This window comes from Pseudomonas sp. LPH60 (genome assembly GCF_030718165.1).
In the GTDB taxonomy this organism is placed as follows: Bacteria; Pseudomonadota; Gammaproteobacteria; order Pseudomonadales; family Pseudomonadaceae; genus Aquipseudomonas; species Aquipseudomonas danubii.
On the sequence record NZ_JAVAJH010000004.1, the window covers coordinates 159,363 to 172,646 of the forward strand.

The 13,284-nt window shown below is 62.5% G+C and carries 12 protein-coding genes; 8 read left to right on the forward strand and 4 right to left on the reverse strand.

Going from position 1 to position 13,284, the window contains the following annotated elements; translation table 11 throughout:
* Nucleotides 1-89: 89 nt before the first annotated feature.
* From Q8O96_RS15485 to Q8O96_RS15495, 3 genes are all read left to right on the forward strand, one after another.
* Entirely contained in the window at nucleotides 90-1,055 is a 966-nt protein-coding gene (locus tag Q8O96_RS15485; RefSeq protein WP_305949073.1) for an L-carnitine dehydrogenase, read from the forward strand.
* Nucleotides 1,056-1,164: 109 nt separating this feature from the next.
* Nucleotides 1,165-1,641, forward strand: a complete 477-nt coding sequence (locus Q8O96_RS15490) for a thioesterase family protein (protein WP_102862011.1) — start codon at nucleotides 1,165-1,167, stop codon at nucleotides 1,639-1,641.
* A gap of 25 nt (nucleotides 1,642-1,666) precedes the next feature.
* Nucleotides 1,667-2,827 carry a gamma-butyrobetaine dioxygenase gene (locus Q8O96_RS15495; protein WP_115581119.1) on the forward strand — a complete coding sequence of 387 codons (1,161 nt, stop codon included), beginning with the start codon at nucleotides 1,667-1,669 and terminating at the stop codon, nucleotides 2,825-2,827.
* 252 nt (nucleotides 2,828-3,079) lie between these two features.
* On the opposite strand, the gene Q8O96_RS15500 is transcribed toward Q8O96_RS15495, so the two are convergent.
* The gene (locus tag Q8O96_RS15500) at nucleotides 3,080-3,508 is read right to left on the reverse strand and encodes a DUF4952 domain-containing protein (RefSeq protein WP_115581120.1); all 429 of its coding nucleotides are present in this window, start codon (nucleotides 3,506-3,508) and stop codon (nucleotides 3,080-3,082) included.
* A 313-nt stretch (nucleotides 3,509-3,821) separates the two neighbouring features.
* Between Q8O96_RS15500 and Q8O96_RS15505 the strand changes: the two genes are divergently transcribed.
* Nucleotides 3,822-4,085, forward strand: coding sequence for a hypothetical protein (locus Q8O96_RS15505; protein WP_025131152.1), 264 nt, complete (start codon nucleotides 3,822-3,824; stop codon nucleotides 4,083-4,085).
* 65 nt (nucleotides 4,086-4,150) lie between these two features.
* A complete protein-coding gene (gene aac(6') / locus Q8O96_RS15510; protein ID WP_102862014.1) occupies nucleotides 4,151-4,597 on the forward strand; it encodes an aminoglycoside 6'-N-acetyltransferase in 447 nt (148 codons plus the stop codon).
* On the opposite strand, the gene Q8O96_RS15515 is transcribed toward aac(6'), so the two are convergent.
* Together Q8O96_RS15515 and Q8O96_RS15520 are read right to left on the reverse strand one after the other, a co-directional pair.
* Nucleotides 4,598-5,701 (reverse strand): GlxA family transcriptional regulator, encoded by a 1,104-nt coding sequence (locus Q8O96_RS15515; RefSeq protein ID WP_060841469.1) that lies wholly within the window; start codon nucleotides 5,699-5,701, stop codon nucleotides 4,598-4,600.
* 446 nt (nucleotides 5,702-6,147) lie between these two features.
* Nucleotides 6,148-7,524: an L-serine ammonia-lyase gene (locus Q8O96_RS15520; protein ID WP_102862015.1), complete on the reverse strand. Its 1,377-nt coding sequence runs from the start codon at nucleotides 7,522-7,524 to the stop codon at nucleotides 6,148-6,150.
* Nucleotides 7,525-7,951: 427 nt separating this feature from the next.
* Between Q8O96_RS15520 and Q8O96_RS15525 the strand changes: the two genes are divergently transcribed.
* The 3 genes from Q8O96_RS15525 (at nucleotide 7,952) to choV (ending at nucleotide 10,985) form a co-directional block, all read left to right on the forward strand.
* Nucleotides 7,952-8,899, forward strand: a complete 948-nt coding sequence (locus Q8O96_RS15525) for a choline ABC transporter substrate-binding protein (protein WP_102862016.1) — start codon at nucleotides 7,952-7,954, stop codon at nucleotides 8,897-8,899.
* Between the two features lie 65 nt (nucleotides 8,900-8,964).
* The gene (gene choW / locus Q8O96_RS15530; RefSeq protein WP_102862017.1) at nucleotides 8,965-9,810 is read left to right on the forward strand and encodes a choline ABC transporter permease subunit; all 846 of its coding nucleotides are present in this window, start codon (nucleotides 8,965-8,967) and stop codon (nucleotides 9,808-9,810) included.
* Nucleotides 9,807-10,985 carry a choline ABC transporter ATP-binding protein gene (gene choV, locus Q8O96_RS15535; RefSeq protein WP_207166690.1) on the forward strand — a complete coding sequence of 393 codons (1,179 nt, stop codon included), beginning with the start codon at nucleotides 9,807-9,809 and terminating at the stop codon, nucleotides 10,983-10,985. Before choW ends, choV begins: the two co-directional genes overlap by 4 nt.
* Before the next feature lie 181 nt (nucleotides 10,986-11,166).
* Here choV and Q8O96_RS15540 read toward each other — a convergent pair whose 3' ends face one another.
* Nucleotides 11,167-13,119: a BCCT family transporter gene (locus Q8O96_RS15540; RefSeq protein WP_240322063.1), complete on the reverse strand. Its 1,953-nt coding sequence runs from the start codon at nucleotides 13,117-13,119 to the stop codon at nucleotides 11,167-11,169.
* Between the last annotated feature and the right edge of the window lie 165 nt (nucleotides 13,120-13,284).

Sequence of the window (13,284 nt, forward strand, 5' to 3'; positions counted from 1 at the left end):
AGCCAGCTTGCCGACGAAGGGGCCCGCAAGGCCGCCAAGCGCTTCGCTGGCAAGCCAGCGCCTACAGACTCTTTTTTCAGGAAGACGCGATGACTTTTATCACCAACATCAAAACCTTCGCCGCTCTGGGCAGCGGCGTGATCGGCAGTGGCTGGGTGGCCCGCGCCCTGGCCCACGGCCTGGACGTGGTGGCCTGGGACCCGGCCCCCGGAGCCGAAGCCGCCCTGCGCCAGCGGGTCGCCAACGCCTGGGGCGCTCTGGAAAAACAGGGCCTGGCCCCCGGAGCCTCGCCACAGCGCCTGCGCTTTGTCAGCACCATCGAAGAGTGTGTGAAAGACGCCGACTTCATCCAGGAAAGCGCTCCCGAGCGCCTGGAACTCAAGCTGGAACTGCACAGCAAGATCAGCGCCGCGGCCAAGCCCGACGCCCTGATCGGCTCCAGCACCTCGGGCCTGCTGCCCAGCGAATTCTTTGAGGGCTCGACCCACCCGCAACGCTGCGTGGTGGGTCACCCGTTCAACCCGGTGTACCTGCTACCGCTGGTGGAAGTGGTGGGCGGCCAGCACACCGCACCTGAGGCGATACAGGCGGCGATCCAGGTCTATGAATCCTTGGGGATGCGCCCCTTGCATGTGCGCAAGGAAGTCCCGGGCTTCATCGCCGACCGTCTGCTCGAAGCCCTGTGGCGCGAAGCCTTGCACCTGGTCAATGACGGGGTGGCGACCACCGGGGAAATCGACGACGCGATCCGCTTTGGCGCCGGCCTGCGCTGGTCGTTCATGGGCACCTTCCTCACCTACACCCTGGCCGGAGGCGACGCCGGCATGCGTCACTTCATGGCCCAGTTCGGCCCGGCGCTGCAACTGCCCTGGACCTACCTGCCGGCCCCGGAGCTGACCGACAAACTGATCGATGACGTAGTCCAAGGTACCGCCGAGCAACTGGGCAACCACAGCATTTCGGCCCTGGAGCGCTATCGTGATGACTGCCTGCTGGCGGTGCTGGAGGCGGTGAAAACCACCAAGGCCAAGCACGGCATGCACTTTCACGACTAACCCAACCCCCGTAGGAGCTGGCTTGCCAACCAATAGGCCCTCAAGCCAGGCGCAAACCCAACGGACGCCTTCGCCGGCAAGCCGGCTCCTACCGTTATCCGGTGATCCTATGCCTGCCCTGACCACCTACAGCACCCGCATCATCAAAGACTGGGTCGACTACAACGGCCATCTGCGTGATGCCTTCTACCTGCTGATCTTCAGCTATGCCACCGATGCCTTGATGGATCGCCTGGGGCTCGACAGCGACAACCGCGACGCCAGCGGCCACTCGCTGTTCACCCTGGAACTGCACCTGAACTACCTGCACGAGGTGAAGCAGGGCACCGAGGTCGAGGTCCATACCCAGATCATCGGCCACGACCGCAAGCGCCTGCACCTGTATCACAGCCTGCACAAGGTCGGTGATCCCCAGGAGCTGGCCGGCAACGAACAGATGCTGCTCCACGTCGACCTCGCCGGCCCCCGCTCCGCGCCGTTCGACGAAGCGGTGTTGCAGCGCCTGCAAACCATGGCGGCCGAGCAGGCCGAGCTGCCGCGCCCCACCTACATCGGCCGGGTGATTGGCCTGCCAACGGAAAAATGACAACAAGCCCGAAAAGGAGATCGCCGTGAACATCGCCGCCCTTGCCGACTATCGCCGTTATCCGCTGATCAGCCCGTTGAGCGCCGTCCAGGTACTGCCGGACCGGGTCCAGGTGCACTGGGCCGATGGCCGCCTCAGCCCCTTTCACCATCAATGGCTGCGGGACAACTGCCCCTGCCCGGAATGCGTCTACAGCGTGACCCGTGAACAGGTACTGGAAATCGTCGATGTGGCCGAGGACCTCGGCTGCCACGGGGCGCACATCGACAGCCAGGGTTGCCTGTGCCTCGAATGGTCGGACGGCCACCGTAGCCGCTTCGATCCCGGCTGGCTGCGGGCCCACGCCTATGACGAGCAATCCCGCGAGGAACGCCGCGCCCACAAGGCGCACAGCCAGTTGTGGGACAGCAGCCTGCAACTACCGGTATTCGAGTATCAGGCCCTGATGGACGATCCTGCGGCTCTGCTGCAATGGCTGCTGGCCCTGCGCGACACCGGCCTGACCCAGGTCCGGGGCGCCCCCACGGAACCCGGTTCGCTGGCGCTGATCGCCCGACGTATCTCGTTTATCCGCGAGAGCAACTTCGGCGTGCTGTTCAACGTGCAATCCAAGGCCGATGCCGACAGCAACGCCTACACCGCTTTCAACCTGCCGCTGCACAGCGACCTGCCCACCCGCGAGCTGCAACCGGGGCTGCAGTTCCTGCATTGCCTGGTCAATGACGCCGTGGGCGGCGAAAGCATCTTCGTCGACGGCTTCGCCATCGCCGATGCCTTGCGCCGTGAAGACCCAGAGGCCTTCCTGACACTGTGTGAAACACCCGTGGAGTTTCGCAACAAGGACCGCCACAGCGACTACCGCTGCCTGGCGCCGATCATTGCCCTGGATGCCCTGGGTCGGGTGGCGGAGATCCGCATGGCCAACTTCCTGCGGGGGCCTTTCGACACCTCGGTGGAGCAGATGCCCAGGCTGTACCACGCTTACCGTCGATTTATCGCCATGACCCGAGAGACGCGCTTCCGGGTCATCCGCCGCCTCGACCCGGGACAACTCTGGTGCTTCGACAACCGCCGGACCCTGCATGCCCGCAACGCCTTCGACCCGTCCAGCGGCGCCCGGCATTTCCAGGGTTGCTACATCGACCGCGACGAGCTGCTCTCCAGAATCCTGGTGCTGCAGCGCTGATCCCCATCCCACCAGCCACCGGCTCCCCACAGGAGCCGGCTGGCCAGCGAAGCTTGCCGGCAAAACCTCCACAGGCAAAAAAAAGCCCCGATCAAGCCGTGACAGGATCGAGGCAGGGACTACTGCTGAGGAGCTGCGGTGAGAAGGTGACCAAACCAACACGACGCGAGCTGGTTGCAGTCTGCCCACTCTGCCTGCTCACGAGTTAGCCGAAAACGACCTGCCCGTAGGCAATAGGGCCATTGCAGGGGTTCAGATGTCCTCGGTATAGAACACCACCGTCACGTAGAAATAGCCGATCTTGTGCCAATCCCGGCGCTGGTTGTAGGGCGTCTCTTCAGAGCCCATGCCGATCTGATAACGACGCCCGGTCTTCTTATCCCTATAGGAAATGAACCCCTTCGTTTCCCAGCCGCAGCAGACAAACTTGAGCCCCTCCTGCAGCCCCAGTTCCCGCTGCAGATAGCGCTCTACCTGATGGGCATCCTGACCTTTGACCCGATACCTCGCGGTCAGCGGTGCGCCCTGATCCTCGGGCTGCGACTCACAGTGAAAAAACTCCAGGGATTTCGGCGGATCGGTCATGGCCCGCAAAAAATCGCCACACTCGGTGGCTGCCGCAGCCGCGCTGCAAACCATCCACAACAAACAGGCCAAACCCAGGTTGAACATCACTTTCATCCACTACAGCTCCCTATTTTTTTGCCCCAACGGCCATCCTGCCCACCCCCGCCGCTTGCGGCGGGTGTCCTTGAGCGCCAGCACGACTCAATATCCACCCTTATGCAAGCCCGGGCCATCACACGCAAGCGCCGCGAGACTTGATTGACCGTCTTTTTCCAGACGCTGTTGCAACCGGCCATAAGCCATCGAGTTAGCCGAAAACGACCTGTTCATAGGTAAACAGGCCATCGCGACCATCTGCCCTTGCCGCCACCCGGACGGCCAACCAGAATCGACTGACGACCACGTTACCTGAATAAGGATGAGCGTCATGATGCATGCGGATTTGATTGATCAGGACGACCTGCTGGGACAACTCCGGGCCCTGGGTTTCGAGATGCCCGCAGGCGCCAGCGCCGAGCAGGCCTGTGAATGTGCGGTGCGCGGTTTGAGCGATGCACGGGCCAAGGCGCTCAAGGGCATGGTGGAGCAGATGCTCACCGGTAATGCGACCATTCTTCCCGCGGTGCGCCAGGCCATTGATCGCCAGTTGCTGCCGGCCCTGGCCGAGTACCTGCAGCAAAAACGCGCGTGAGTCTCCCTGTGCCCTGAGCGGATTGCTAGAGTGCGCGTCCCTCTGGCGAAAACAGGCAAGCACTCATGATCCCGATACAGCCCGGCTCATCCGCCGACGCGGCCAGTTGGCTGCAATTGCGCCTGGGCCTGTGGCCCGACTGTCCGCCAGAGGAGCACCTGGCCGAAATCCGCCAGATGCTGGCCGCCCCCCAGCGCTATGGCTGCTGGCTGGCCTTTGCCCAGAACGGTGAAGCCATCGGCCTGGCCGAGGCGGCGCTGCGCCACGACTACGTCAACGGCACCGAGAGTTCGCCGGTGGTGTTTCTCGAAGGAATCTATGTGGCTCCCGAGCACCGTCGCCAGGGCGTTGCCCAGCAACTGATCGAGCAGGTCAGCCAGTGGGGACGCCAGGCCGGGTGTGTGGAGATCGCGTCTGACACCAGCCTGGACAATCTGGCCAGCCAGACACTGCACCACGCGCTGGGTTTCGAAGAAACCGAACGCGTGGTGTATTTCAAGAAGCGTCTGTGACTACAGACGCACGCTGGCGAAGGTCGACTCGTTGCGCGCCTGACTCAAGGCCGACAGCGGGCCGGACAGCGGCGCCAGGACCATGGCTTGCGGCAGCGGCATCATTGCCACCTGCTGGGTGGTGTTGGAACCGATGCGCTCGTCACGGGGCGGAATACCGAAGTACTCGCGGTAGCACTTGGAGAAGTGTGGCGTGGAAACAAAGCCACAGACCGACGCCACTTCGATGATCGACATCGGCGTCTGCTTGAGCAGTTGCCGGGCACGGATCAACCGCAGCTTGAGGTAGTAGCGCGACGGCGAACAATGCAGGTACTTCTGGAACAGCCGCTCCAGCTGGCGCCGGGACACGGCCACGTACACCGCCAGTTCATCCAGATCGATCGGCTCTTCGAGGTTGGCCTCCATCAGCGCAACGATTTCCTGGAGCTTGGGTTGGTTGGTGCCGAGCATGTGCTTGAGGGGCACGCGTTGGTGATCCTGTTCGTTGCGGATGCGCTCGTAAACGAACATCTCCGAGATCGCCGCCGACAACTCACGGCCATGATCGCGGCTGATCAGGTGCAGCATCATGTCCAGTGGCGCGGTGCCGCCGGAGCTGGTGAAACGGTTGCGGTCGAGGGTGAACAGGCGGGTGCTCATGGCCACCCGGGGAAAGGCTTCCTGCATCGACGCCAGGCATTCCCAGTGCACGCTGCAATCGAAGCCGTCCAGCAGGCCGGCGCAGGCCAGGGCCCAGCTGCCGGTGCACACCGCGCCGAGGCGGCGCGACTGGCGGGCCTGGCTTTGCAACCAGGACACATGTTCACGGGTCACGGTGCGCTGGATGCCGATGCCGCCGCAGACGATCACGGTGTCGAGGCTGGGGGCTTTGTGCATGGAGGCGTCGGGGGTGATTTGCAGACCGTCACTGGCCCAGACTTGACCGCCATCGACGCTGAGGGTGGTCCAGCGATACAGCTCGCGGCCGGACAGTTGGTTGGCCATGCGCAGGGGTTCGACTGCGGAGGCCAGGGAAATCAGCGTGAAATTGTCCAGCAGCAGAAAGCCGATGGATTGAGGCGCACGGTTCTGGGGTTGGGCCCCGGAGTTGAACGACGTCATCGCGATATCTCCTCACACAAAGCGGGTGATGGCCTCAGGCGGAGGCTCTTTTTATGTGCCCTGCGACTCATCGGAGGCGGGCTTGATATTCACAGAGCAATTGCCATGCCTAAAGTTGAATGGGCATTCAATAACTCCTGAAAACGACGTCGCGACGCGTCTATATAGCCCTTGGCAATGTGCGGATAAGAAGCGCCGAAAGGCGCGGCGCACAGGCGCCGACAAAAGCGGTGAGCAGTTAGGTAGCACTTGGGCCGCCAAGGCGTTGCGCCGAGGCCGGCGAGTGTCACTCAAAGCACAGCGCGCCGACCCACGGACTGGTCCGCCGGCGCACCGGGCAACTTGTCTATTCGCGACGCGCTAAAAGGTGGCGCGCGGTGGCCCGAGTGAGCCATTTGCGCGCGCCGACGTCCCTGGTTCGCATGCGGCTGGCCAGCGAAGGCGGCTCAGCATTCCACCGCGCTCACGGCCAGGCCACCACGGGACGTCTCTTTGTATTTGTCGTGCATATCGGCGCCGGTATCGCGCATGGTGCGGATCACCCGGTCCAGGGAAATGAAATGCTGGCCGTCACCGCGCAAGGCCATCTGCGCGGCATTGATCGCCTTCACCGCGGCAATCGCGTTGCGCTCGATGCAGGGCACCTGCACCAGCCCGCCCACCGGGTCGCAGGTCAGGCCCAGGTTGTGCTCCAGGCCGATTTCCGCGGCGTTGCACAACTGCTCGGGGCTGGCCCCGAGAATCTCCGCCAGCCCCGCCGCCGCCATGGCGCAGGCCGAACCCACCTCCCCCTGGCAGCCGACTTCGGCCCCGGAGATCGAGGCGTTCTTCTTGCACAGGATGCCGATGGCCGCCGCGCCGAGGAAGAAATCCACCACGTTGGCGTCAGTCACGTCCTCGCTGAATTTCATGAAGTAGTGCAGCACCGCCGGAATGATCCCCGCCGCGCCGTTGGTGGGTGCGGTGACCATGCGCCCACCGGCGGCGTTCTCCTCGTTCACCGCCAGGGCGAACAGGTTGACCCACTCCATGGCGCTCAAGGTGGAGCCGATCACATTGGGCTTGTTCAGTTCCTGCAGGCTGCGATGCAGCCTGGCCGCGCGCCGGCGCACATTGAGCCCGCCGGGCAGGATGCCTTCGTGCTTGAGCCCCTGTTCCACGCAATCCTGCATCGCGCGCCACAGCGTCATCAGGCCGCTGCGGATTTCCTCTTCCGAACGCCAGACCTTCTCGTTGGCCAGCATCAGTTCGGCGACTCGCAGGTTGTGCTTCTGGCACAGGCTGAGCAGTTCCACCGCACTGGAGAAATCGTAAGGCAGCTCGCTACGATCCAGGTCCGCCACGCCGCTACTGGCCTGGGCCTGGTCGACGACAAAACCGCCGCCCACCGAATAATAGGTATCGCGCAACAGCTCCCCGCCTTCACCTTCAGCCACCAGGGTCATGGCATTGGGGTGAAAGGGCAGGTTTTCGTCCAGCAGGCGCATGTCCCGGGACCAGATGAACGGCACAGCCAGCCGTCCGTCCAGCAACAGGGTGTGGGTTTCCCTGAGCCGTTCGATGCGCGGGCCGATCAGCGACGGATCGATCGCATCGGGCCACTCCCCCATCAAGCCCATGATCACCGCGTTGTCGCTGCCATGGCCAATGCCGGTGGCCGACAACGAACCGAACAGTTGCACTTCGATCCGCCGCACCTGCTCCAGCAGATGGCGTTCCTTCAATACCTGGACGAATAACGCCGCGGCGCGCATGGGCCCGACGGTGTGGGAACTGGAAGGCCCGATGCCGATCTTGAACAAGTCGAAAACACTGATAGCCATTACTGCGTAACTCCTCGATGAGCACAGTCCAGGCGCTGAAAACGCCCTCTGACGGAGCTGCTACGCTCAAGCTGCAATCCGCCGAGAAGGGCGCATCATCAGGCTTTTACTGCGCCTCGCGACGTCTGACACCGACTCACTCATGTCCACCAACGCCGCCTGGCGCGAGGCTCGGGTTCTGGGCGTTTTTTGCGGCTCAGATGCAGGAAAAAATGCCCGGAAACACTGTAAGCGACCTCACCGACACTGGATGCGACCCTCCCTGTACTGGATACGACGCACCCCGTAGGCGACAGTTTTTCACTGGTACATGATCAGTCTCGACTCGATTGCAAGGCACGGTGGTAGAGCTGTCCCCGGCACACCAACCGCCACACTTATAAGCGCGGTCCATACGCCGCCAAAAAAACATCCAGGAGTCTCCCCTATGAAAGGTTCCCCGTCGTTGTTGTTGGCCGCCATGCTGAGTCTGCCGCTTCTGGCACACGCCGCAGAACCGGAGCAATGCAGCACCGTAAACTTCTCCGATGTCGGCTGGACCGATATCACCGTGACCACCGCCACCACCAGCGTCGTGCTCAACGCCCTGGGCTACAAGACCAAGACCACGATGATTTCCGTGCCGGTGACCTACAAGTCCCTGGCCGACGGCAAGAACATGGACGTGTTCCTCGGCAACTGGATGCCGACCATGGAAAACGACATCAAGGCCTACCGCGATGCCGGCACCGTGGAGACCGTGCGCGCCAACCTGGAAAACGCCAAGTACACCCTGGCAGTTCCCGAGTCGCTGTATGACAAGGGCCTGAAAGACTTCGCCGACATCGCCAAGTTCAAGAAGGAGCTGGACGGCAAGATCTACGGCATCGAGCCGGGCAACGACGGCAACCGCACCATCCAGACGATGATCGACAAGAACGCCTTTGGCCTCAAGGACGCCGGCTTCAAAGTAGTGGAGTCCAGCGAGGCGGGCATGCTGTCCCAGGTTGAGCGCGCTCAGCGTCGCGACACCGCGGTGGTGTTCCTGGGCTGGGAACCACACCCGATGAACACACGCTTCAAGATGAAATACCTGACCGGTGGCGACGACTTCTTCGGCCCCAACTTCGGCCAGGCCACCATCTACACCAACACCCGCAAGGGCTACACCACCGAGTGCAGCAACGTGGGCCAGTTGCTGAAGAACCTGTCGTTCACCCTGAACATGGAAAGCACGCTGATGGGCAACGTGCTGGACGACAAGATGAAGCCTGACGCAGCCGCCAAGGCCTGGCTGAAGAAGAATCCACAGGTGCTCGATACCTGGCTCGCTGGCGTGACCACCATTGACGGTAAACCCGGCCTGGAAGCCGTGAAAGCCAAGCTTGCTGAGTAATCGCTTACGCCGGGCGGGCTTGCCCGCCCGGGCTGTTTTTTCCTTGCATGCGGACGTTCAATACCATGCTCACTGATCAGAAAATCCCCCTGGGCCAGTACATCGCGGCTTTCGTAGACTGGTTGACGAAACACGGTGCCAGCACCTTCGATGCGATCGCTACCACCCTGGAAACCATGATCCACGGCGTGACGTTCGCGCTGACCTGGTTCAATCCCCTGGCCCTGATCGGCCTGATTGCCCTGCTGGCGCACCTGATCCAGCGCAAATGGGGCCTGACTGTATTTGTCGTGCTGTCCTTCCTGTTGATCCTCAATCTGGGGTACTGGCAGGAAACCATGGAAACCCTGGCCCAGGTGCTGTTCGCCACCCTGGTCTGCGTGCTGATCGGCGTGCCCCTGGGAATCGTCGCCGCGCACAAACCGCTGTTCTACACCATGATGCGTCCGGTCCTGGACCTGATGCAGACCGTCCCCACATTCGTCTACCTGATCCCGACCCTGACCCTGTTCGGCCTCGGGGTGGTACCCGGCCTGATCTCCACGGTGGTGTTCGCCATTGCCGCGCCGATCCGCCTGACCTACCTGGGCATTCGCGATGTTCCACAAGAGTTGATGGACGCGGGCAAGGCCTTTGGCTGTTCGCGCCGTCAGTTGTTGTCGCGCATTGAGCTGCCCCACGCCATGCCGAGCATCGCCGCCGGTATTACCCAATGCATCATGTTGTCGCTGTCGATGGTGGTGATCGCCGCCCTGGTCGGCGCCGACGGCCTGGGCAAACCCGTGGTCAACGCACTCAATACCGCCGACATTGCCCTGGGCTTTGAAGCCGGTCTGGCGATCGTGCTGCTGGCGATCATGCTCGACCGCATCTGCAAACAACCTGAAGCCAAAGTAGGGGGTGACGCATGAGCATAATCCGCTTCGATAACGTAGACGTTATCTTCTCCAAGGACCCACGGGAGGCGCTCAAGCTGCTGGACCAGGGCATGACCCGCAACGAGATCCTGAAGAAAACCGGGCAGATCGTCGGCGTGGAAAAAGCCAGCCTGGACATCCAGAAAGGCGAGATCTGCGTACTCATGGGCCTTTCCGGCTCCGGCAAATCCAGCCTGCTGCGCTGCATCAACGGCCTCAACACCGTGAGCCGCGGCAAGCTGTTCGTCGAGCACGAAGGCCAGCAGATCGACATTGCCTCCTGCTCCCCCGCCGAACTGAAGATGATGCGCACCCAGCGCATCGCCATGGTGTTCCAGAAGTTCGCCCTGATGCCCTGGCTGACGGTGCGCGAGAACATCAGCTTCGGCCTGGAGATGCAGGGCCGACCGGAGAAGGAAAGGCGCAAGCTGGTGGACGAGAAACTTGAGCTGGTGGGCCTGACCCAGTGGCGCAACAAGAAGCCCGACGAGCTGTCCGGCGGCATGCAGCAGCGTGTGGGCCTGGCCCGCGCCCTGGCCATGGACGCCGATATCCTGCTGATGGACGAACCTTTCTCGGCCCTCGACCCGCTGATCCGCCAGGGTCTGCAGGACGAGCTGCTGGAACTGCAACGCAAGCTGAGCAAGACCATCGTGTTTGTCAGCCACGACCTGGACGAGGCCCTGAAGCTGGGCAGCCGCATCGCCATCATGAAAGACGGGCGGATCATCCAGTACAGCAAGCCGGAAGAAATCGTGCTCAACCCCGCGGACGACTATGTGCGCACCTTCGTCGCCCACACCAACCCGCTGAACGTGCTCTGCGGGCGCAGCCTGATGCGCAGCCTGGACAACTGCAAGCGGGTCAACGGCTCCGTGTGCCTGGACCCGGGCGGCGATTCCTGGCTCGACCTGGCGGAGGGCAACACCATCAAGGGCGCGCGGCGCAATGGCTCGCACTTGGACCTGCAGAACTGGGTTCCGGGGCAGTCCGTGGAAGAACTGGGCCGGCGTCCGACCCTGGTGGACTCCAACATCGGCATGCGCGACGCGCTGCAGATCCGCTACCAGACCGGCAACAAACTGGTGCTCCACGACAACCAGAAAGTCGTCGGCATCCTTGGCGACAGCGAGCTCTACCACGCGCTGCTTGGCAAGAACCTGGGTTAAGCCGCAGACACAAAAACGCCGCGAGCAATCGCGGCGTTTTGCTTTATCGACACACCCCCTTCTGCAGGAGCTGGCTTGCCAGCGAACAGGCCCTGAAACCTTCCATTAAGGGCGCCTTCGCCGGCAAGCCGGCTCCTACAGCGGGTGGAGCCGCTCCGTCGGGAGCGGTCCGTCACTTCACTCAGCTATAGACCCGGCCAAGGAGCTGCCGATGGCTTTCGAACTGATCGAGCACATCACGGGTGATCTGCTCCTGGGTGAAGCCCATCAAGTCGTATTCCTGGCTGCCGTTGTGCAGGTACACCTCGGCGCGGTAGAAACGACTACGAACTTCGCTGTCCGCCCCTTCCGGCTGGGCCGATTCGCTCGGTGCCGCCAGGTAGCCGTCCAGGCTCACTTCATAGACGAAGGGATTGCCTTCCTCCATTTCCACCCGCAAGCCCAGCAAACTCTTGGACTTGCCCAGGTTGGTCTGCACTTCATGGCCCAGGGTACGCAGTTGCGCGACGGCTTCCTGCAGCGCCGGGCTGATGTGCTTGTCCATGTAACGCTGCACCACCGACTGAGTCGGTTGCAGGTCCAGCTGGGTCAGGCGCTCGCTGAAACCACGGCGACCGCGCTCGGCCAATTGCGCTTGTTCCTGCTCGATCTGCACGTCCTGGCGCATGGCCTTGTGCAAACCGAACATGAAGAAGATCAGCACCACCGAGAACGGCAGGCCGGCCAGCACCACCATGGTCTGCATGGCTTCGAAGTTACCGGCGAACAACAGGCCGATGGTCACCAGGGTGATCACCACCGACCAGAAGATCCGCAGCCAGTGCGGGGCGTCTTCGTCGACGTTGCCGCCTTTGCAGGACAGGTTGGCCATCATCACCGCGCCGGAGTCGGCGGGGGTCAGGAACAGCACGAAGCCGACGAAGATCGAGACACCGATGACAATCTTCGAGGCCGGGTAGTGCTCAAGCAGTTGGTAGATCGCCATGGACGGCTGTTCCAGCGCCGTCTTGCCCAGTTCCACCGCTCCCTGGTTGACCACCAGGTCCAGGGCCGAGTTACCGAAGATCGACAGCCAGGCCAGGGTGAAGCCCAGGGGAATCAGCAGCACGCCGGCGACCAGCTCACGCACGGTGCGACCACGGGAAATACGCGCAATGAACATGCCTACGAATGGCGCCCAGGAAATCCACCAGGCCCAGTAGAACAGGGTCCACAGGCCCAGCCAGCGGTCGGACTTGGCGTTGTCGCCTTCGTACACATAGAGGTCGAAGGTCTTGAGCACCACACCGTTGAGGTAGTCGCCGATGTTCTGCACGAAGCCGTTGAGCAGGTGCAGGGTCGGGCCGAACAGCAGGACGAAAATCAACAGGCCGCTGAACAGCACGATGTTCAGGTTGGACAGGCGGCGGATGCCGTTTTCCACACCGGACACCGCGGCGATGGTGGCCACCGTGCTCATGACGATGATCACGATCAGCAGGTTGGTGTTGCTGTGCTCCATGCCGAACAGGTTTTCCAGGCCGGAAGACACCTGCATCGAGCCGATCCCGAGGTTGGTCACCAGGCCCAGCAGGGTCACGAACATGCCGAAACCGTCCACTGCGTGGCCGGCCGCGCCCTTGACCCAGCGCTCGCCCACCAGCGGATACAACGCCGAACGCAGCGCCAGCGGCTGGTTATGCCGGTAGGCAAAGTACGCCACCGCCAGGCCCACCAGGGCGTAGATCGCCCAGCCATGCAGGCCCCAGTGCAGGAAGGTCAGCTGCAACGCCTGGCGTGCGGCCAGGTTGCTGCCGGGTACGCCTTCCGGCGGATTGAAGTAGTGGTCCAGGGGCTCGGAAGCACCGAAGTACAGCAGCGAGATACCGATACCGGAGGAGAACAGCATCCCGGCCCAGGCACCGTAGCTGAAGTCCGGGGTGTCTTGCTTGGTCCCCAGCTTGAGCTTGCCGTAGGAGGAGAATGCCAGGCCCACCACGAACACCAGGTAAGCGGCGATCACCACCATGTAGTACCAGCCGAAGCTGCGAGACAACCAGGCCTGGGCAATGCCCAGCAATCTGCCGGCCTCTTGCGGGGCGATGATCAGAATGGCGGTCAACAACAGGATCAGCGCGGTGGAGGTGTAGAACACCCAACCGTTGACCCGCACCTTCTCCGGTGGGGTCTTTATAAGAGAGGCAGAACTCATTGCACAGATGCTCCAGGCAGTGCGAGAGAAGGACACAAGGCAACACCGCACCCGACCAATCGGTTAGTTGGCAGCCGATCATCGGGTGATATAAAGACACCCCGAAAA

What these genes read in the sequence shown, in the direction of transcription:
- Q8O96_RS15515 (WP_060841469.1), bottom strand. Translation starts at nt 5,701, where the DNA reads ATGACGTCGTTCAACTCCGGGGCCCAACCCCAGAACCGTGCGCCTCAA.
- Q8O96_RS15505 (WP_025131152.1), top strand. Translation starts at nt 3,822, where the DNA reads ATGATGCATGCGGATTTGATTGATCAGGACGACCTGCTGGGACAACTC.
- Q8O96_RS15500 (WP_115581120.1), bottom strand. Translation starts at nt 3,508, where the DNA reads ATGAAAGTGATGTTCAACCTGGGTTTGGCCTGTTTGTTGTGGATGGTT.
- Q8O96_RS15490 (WP_102862011.1), top strand. Translation starts at nt 1,165, where the DNA reads ATGCCTGCCCTGACCACCTACAGCACCCGCATCATCAAAGACTGGGTC.
- choW (WP_102862017.1), top strand. Translation starts at nt 8,965, where the DNA reads ATGCTCACTGATCAGAAAATCCCCCTGGGCCAGTACATCGCGGCTTTC.
- Q8O96_RS15520 (WP_102862015.1), bottom strand. Translation starts at nt 7,524, where the DNA reads ATGGCTATCAGTGTTTTCGACTTGTTCAAGATCGGCATCGGGCCTTCC.
- Q8O96_RS15525 (WP_102862016.1), top strand. Translation starts at nt 7,952, where the DNA reads ATGAAAGGTTCCCCGTCGTTGTTGTTGGCCGCCATGCTGAGTCTGCCG.
- choV (WP_207166690.1), top strand. Translation starts at nt 9,807, where the DNA reads ATGAGCATAATCCGCTTCGATAACGTAGACGTTATCTTCTCCAAGGAC.
- Q8O96_RS15485 (WP_305949073.1), top strand. Translation starts at nt 90, where the DNA reads ATGACTTTTATCACCAACATCAAAACCTTCGCCGCTCTGGGCAGCGGC.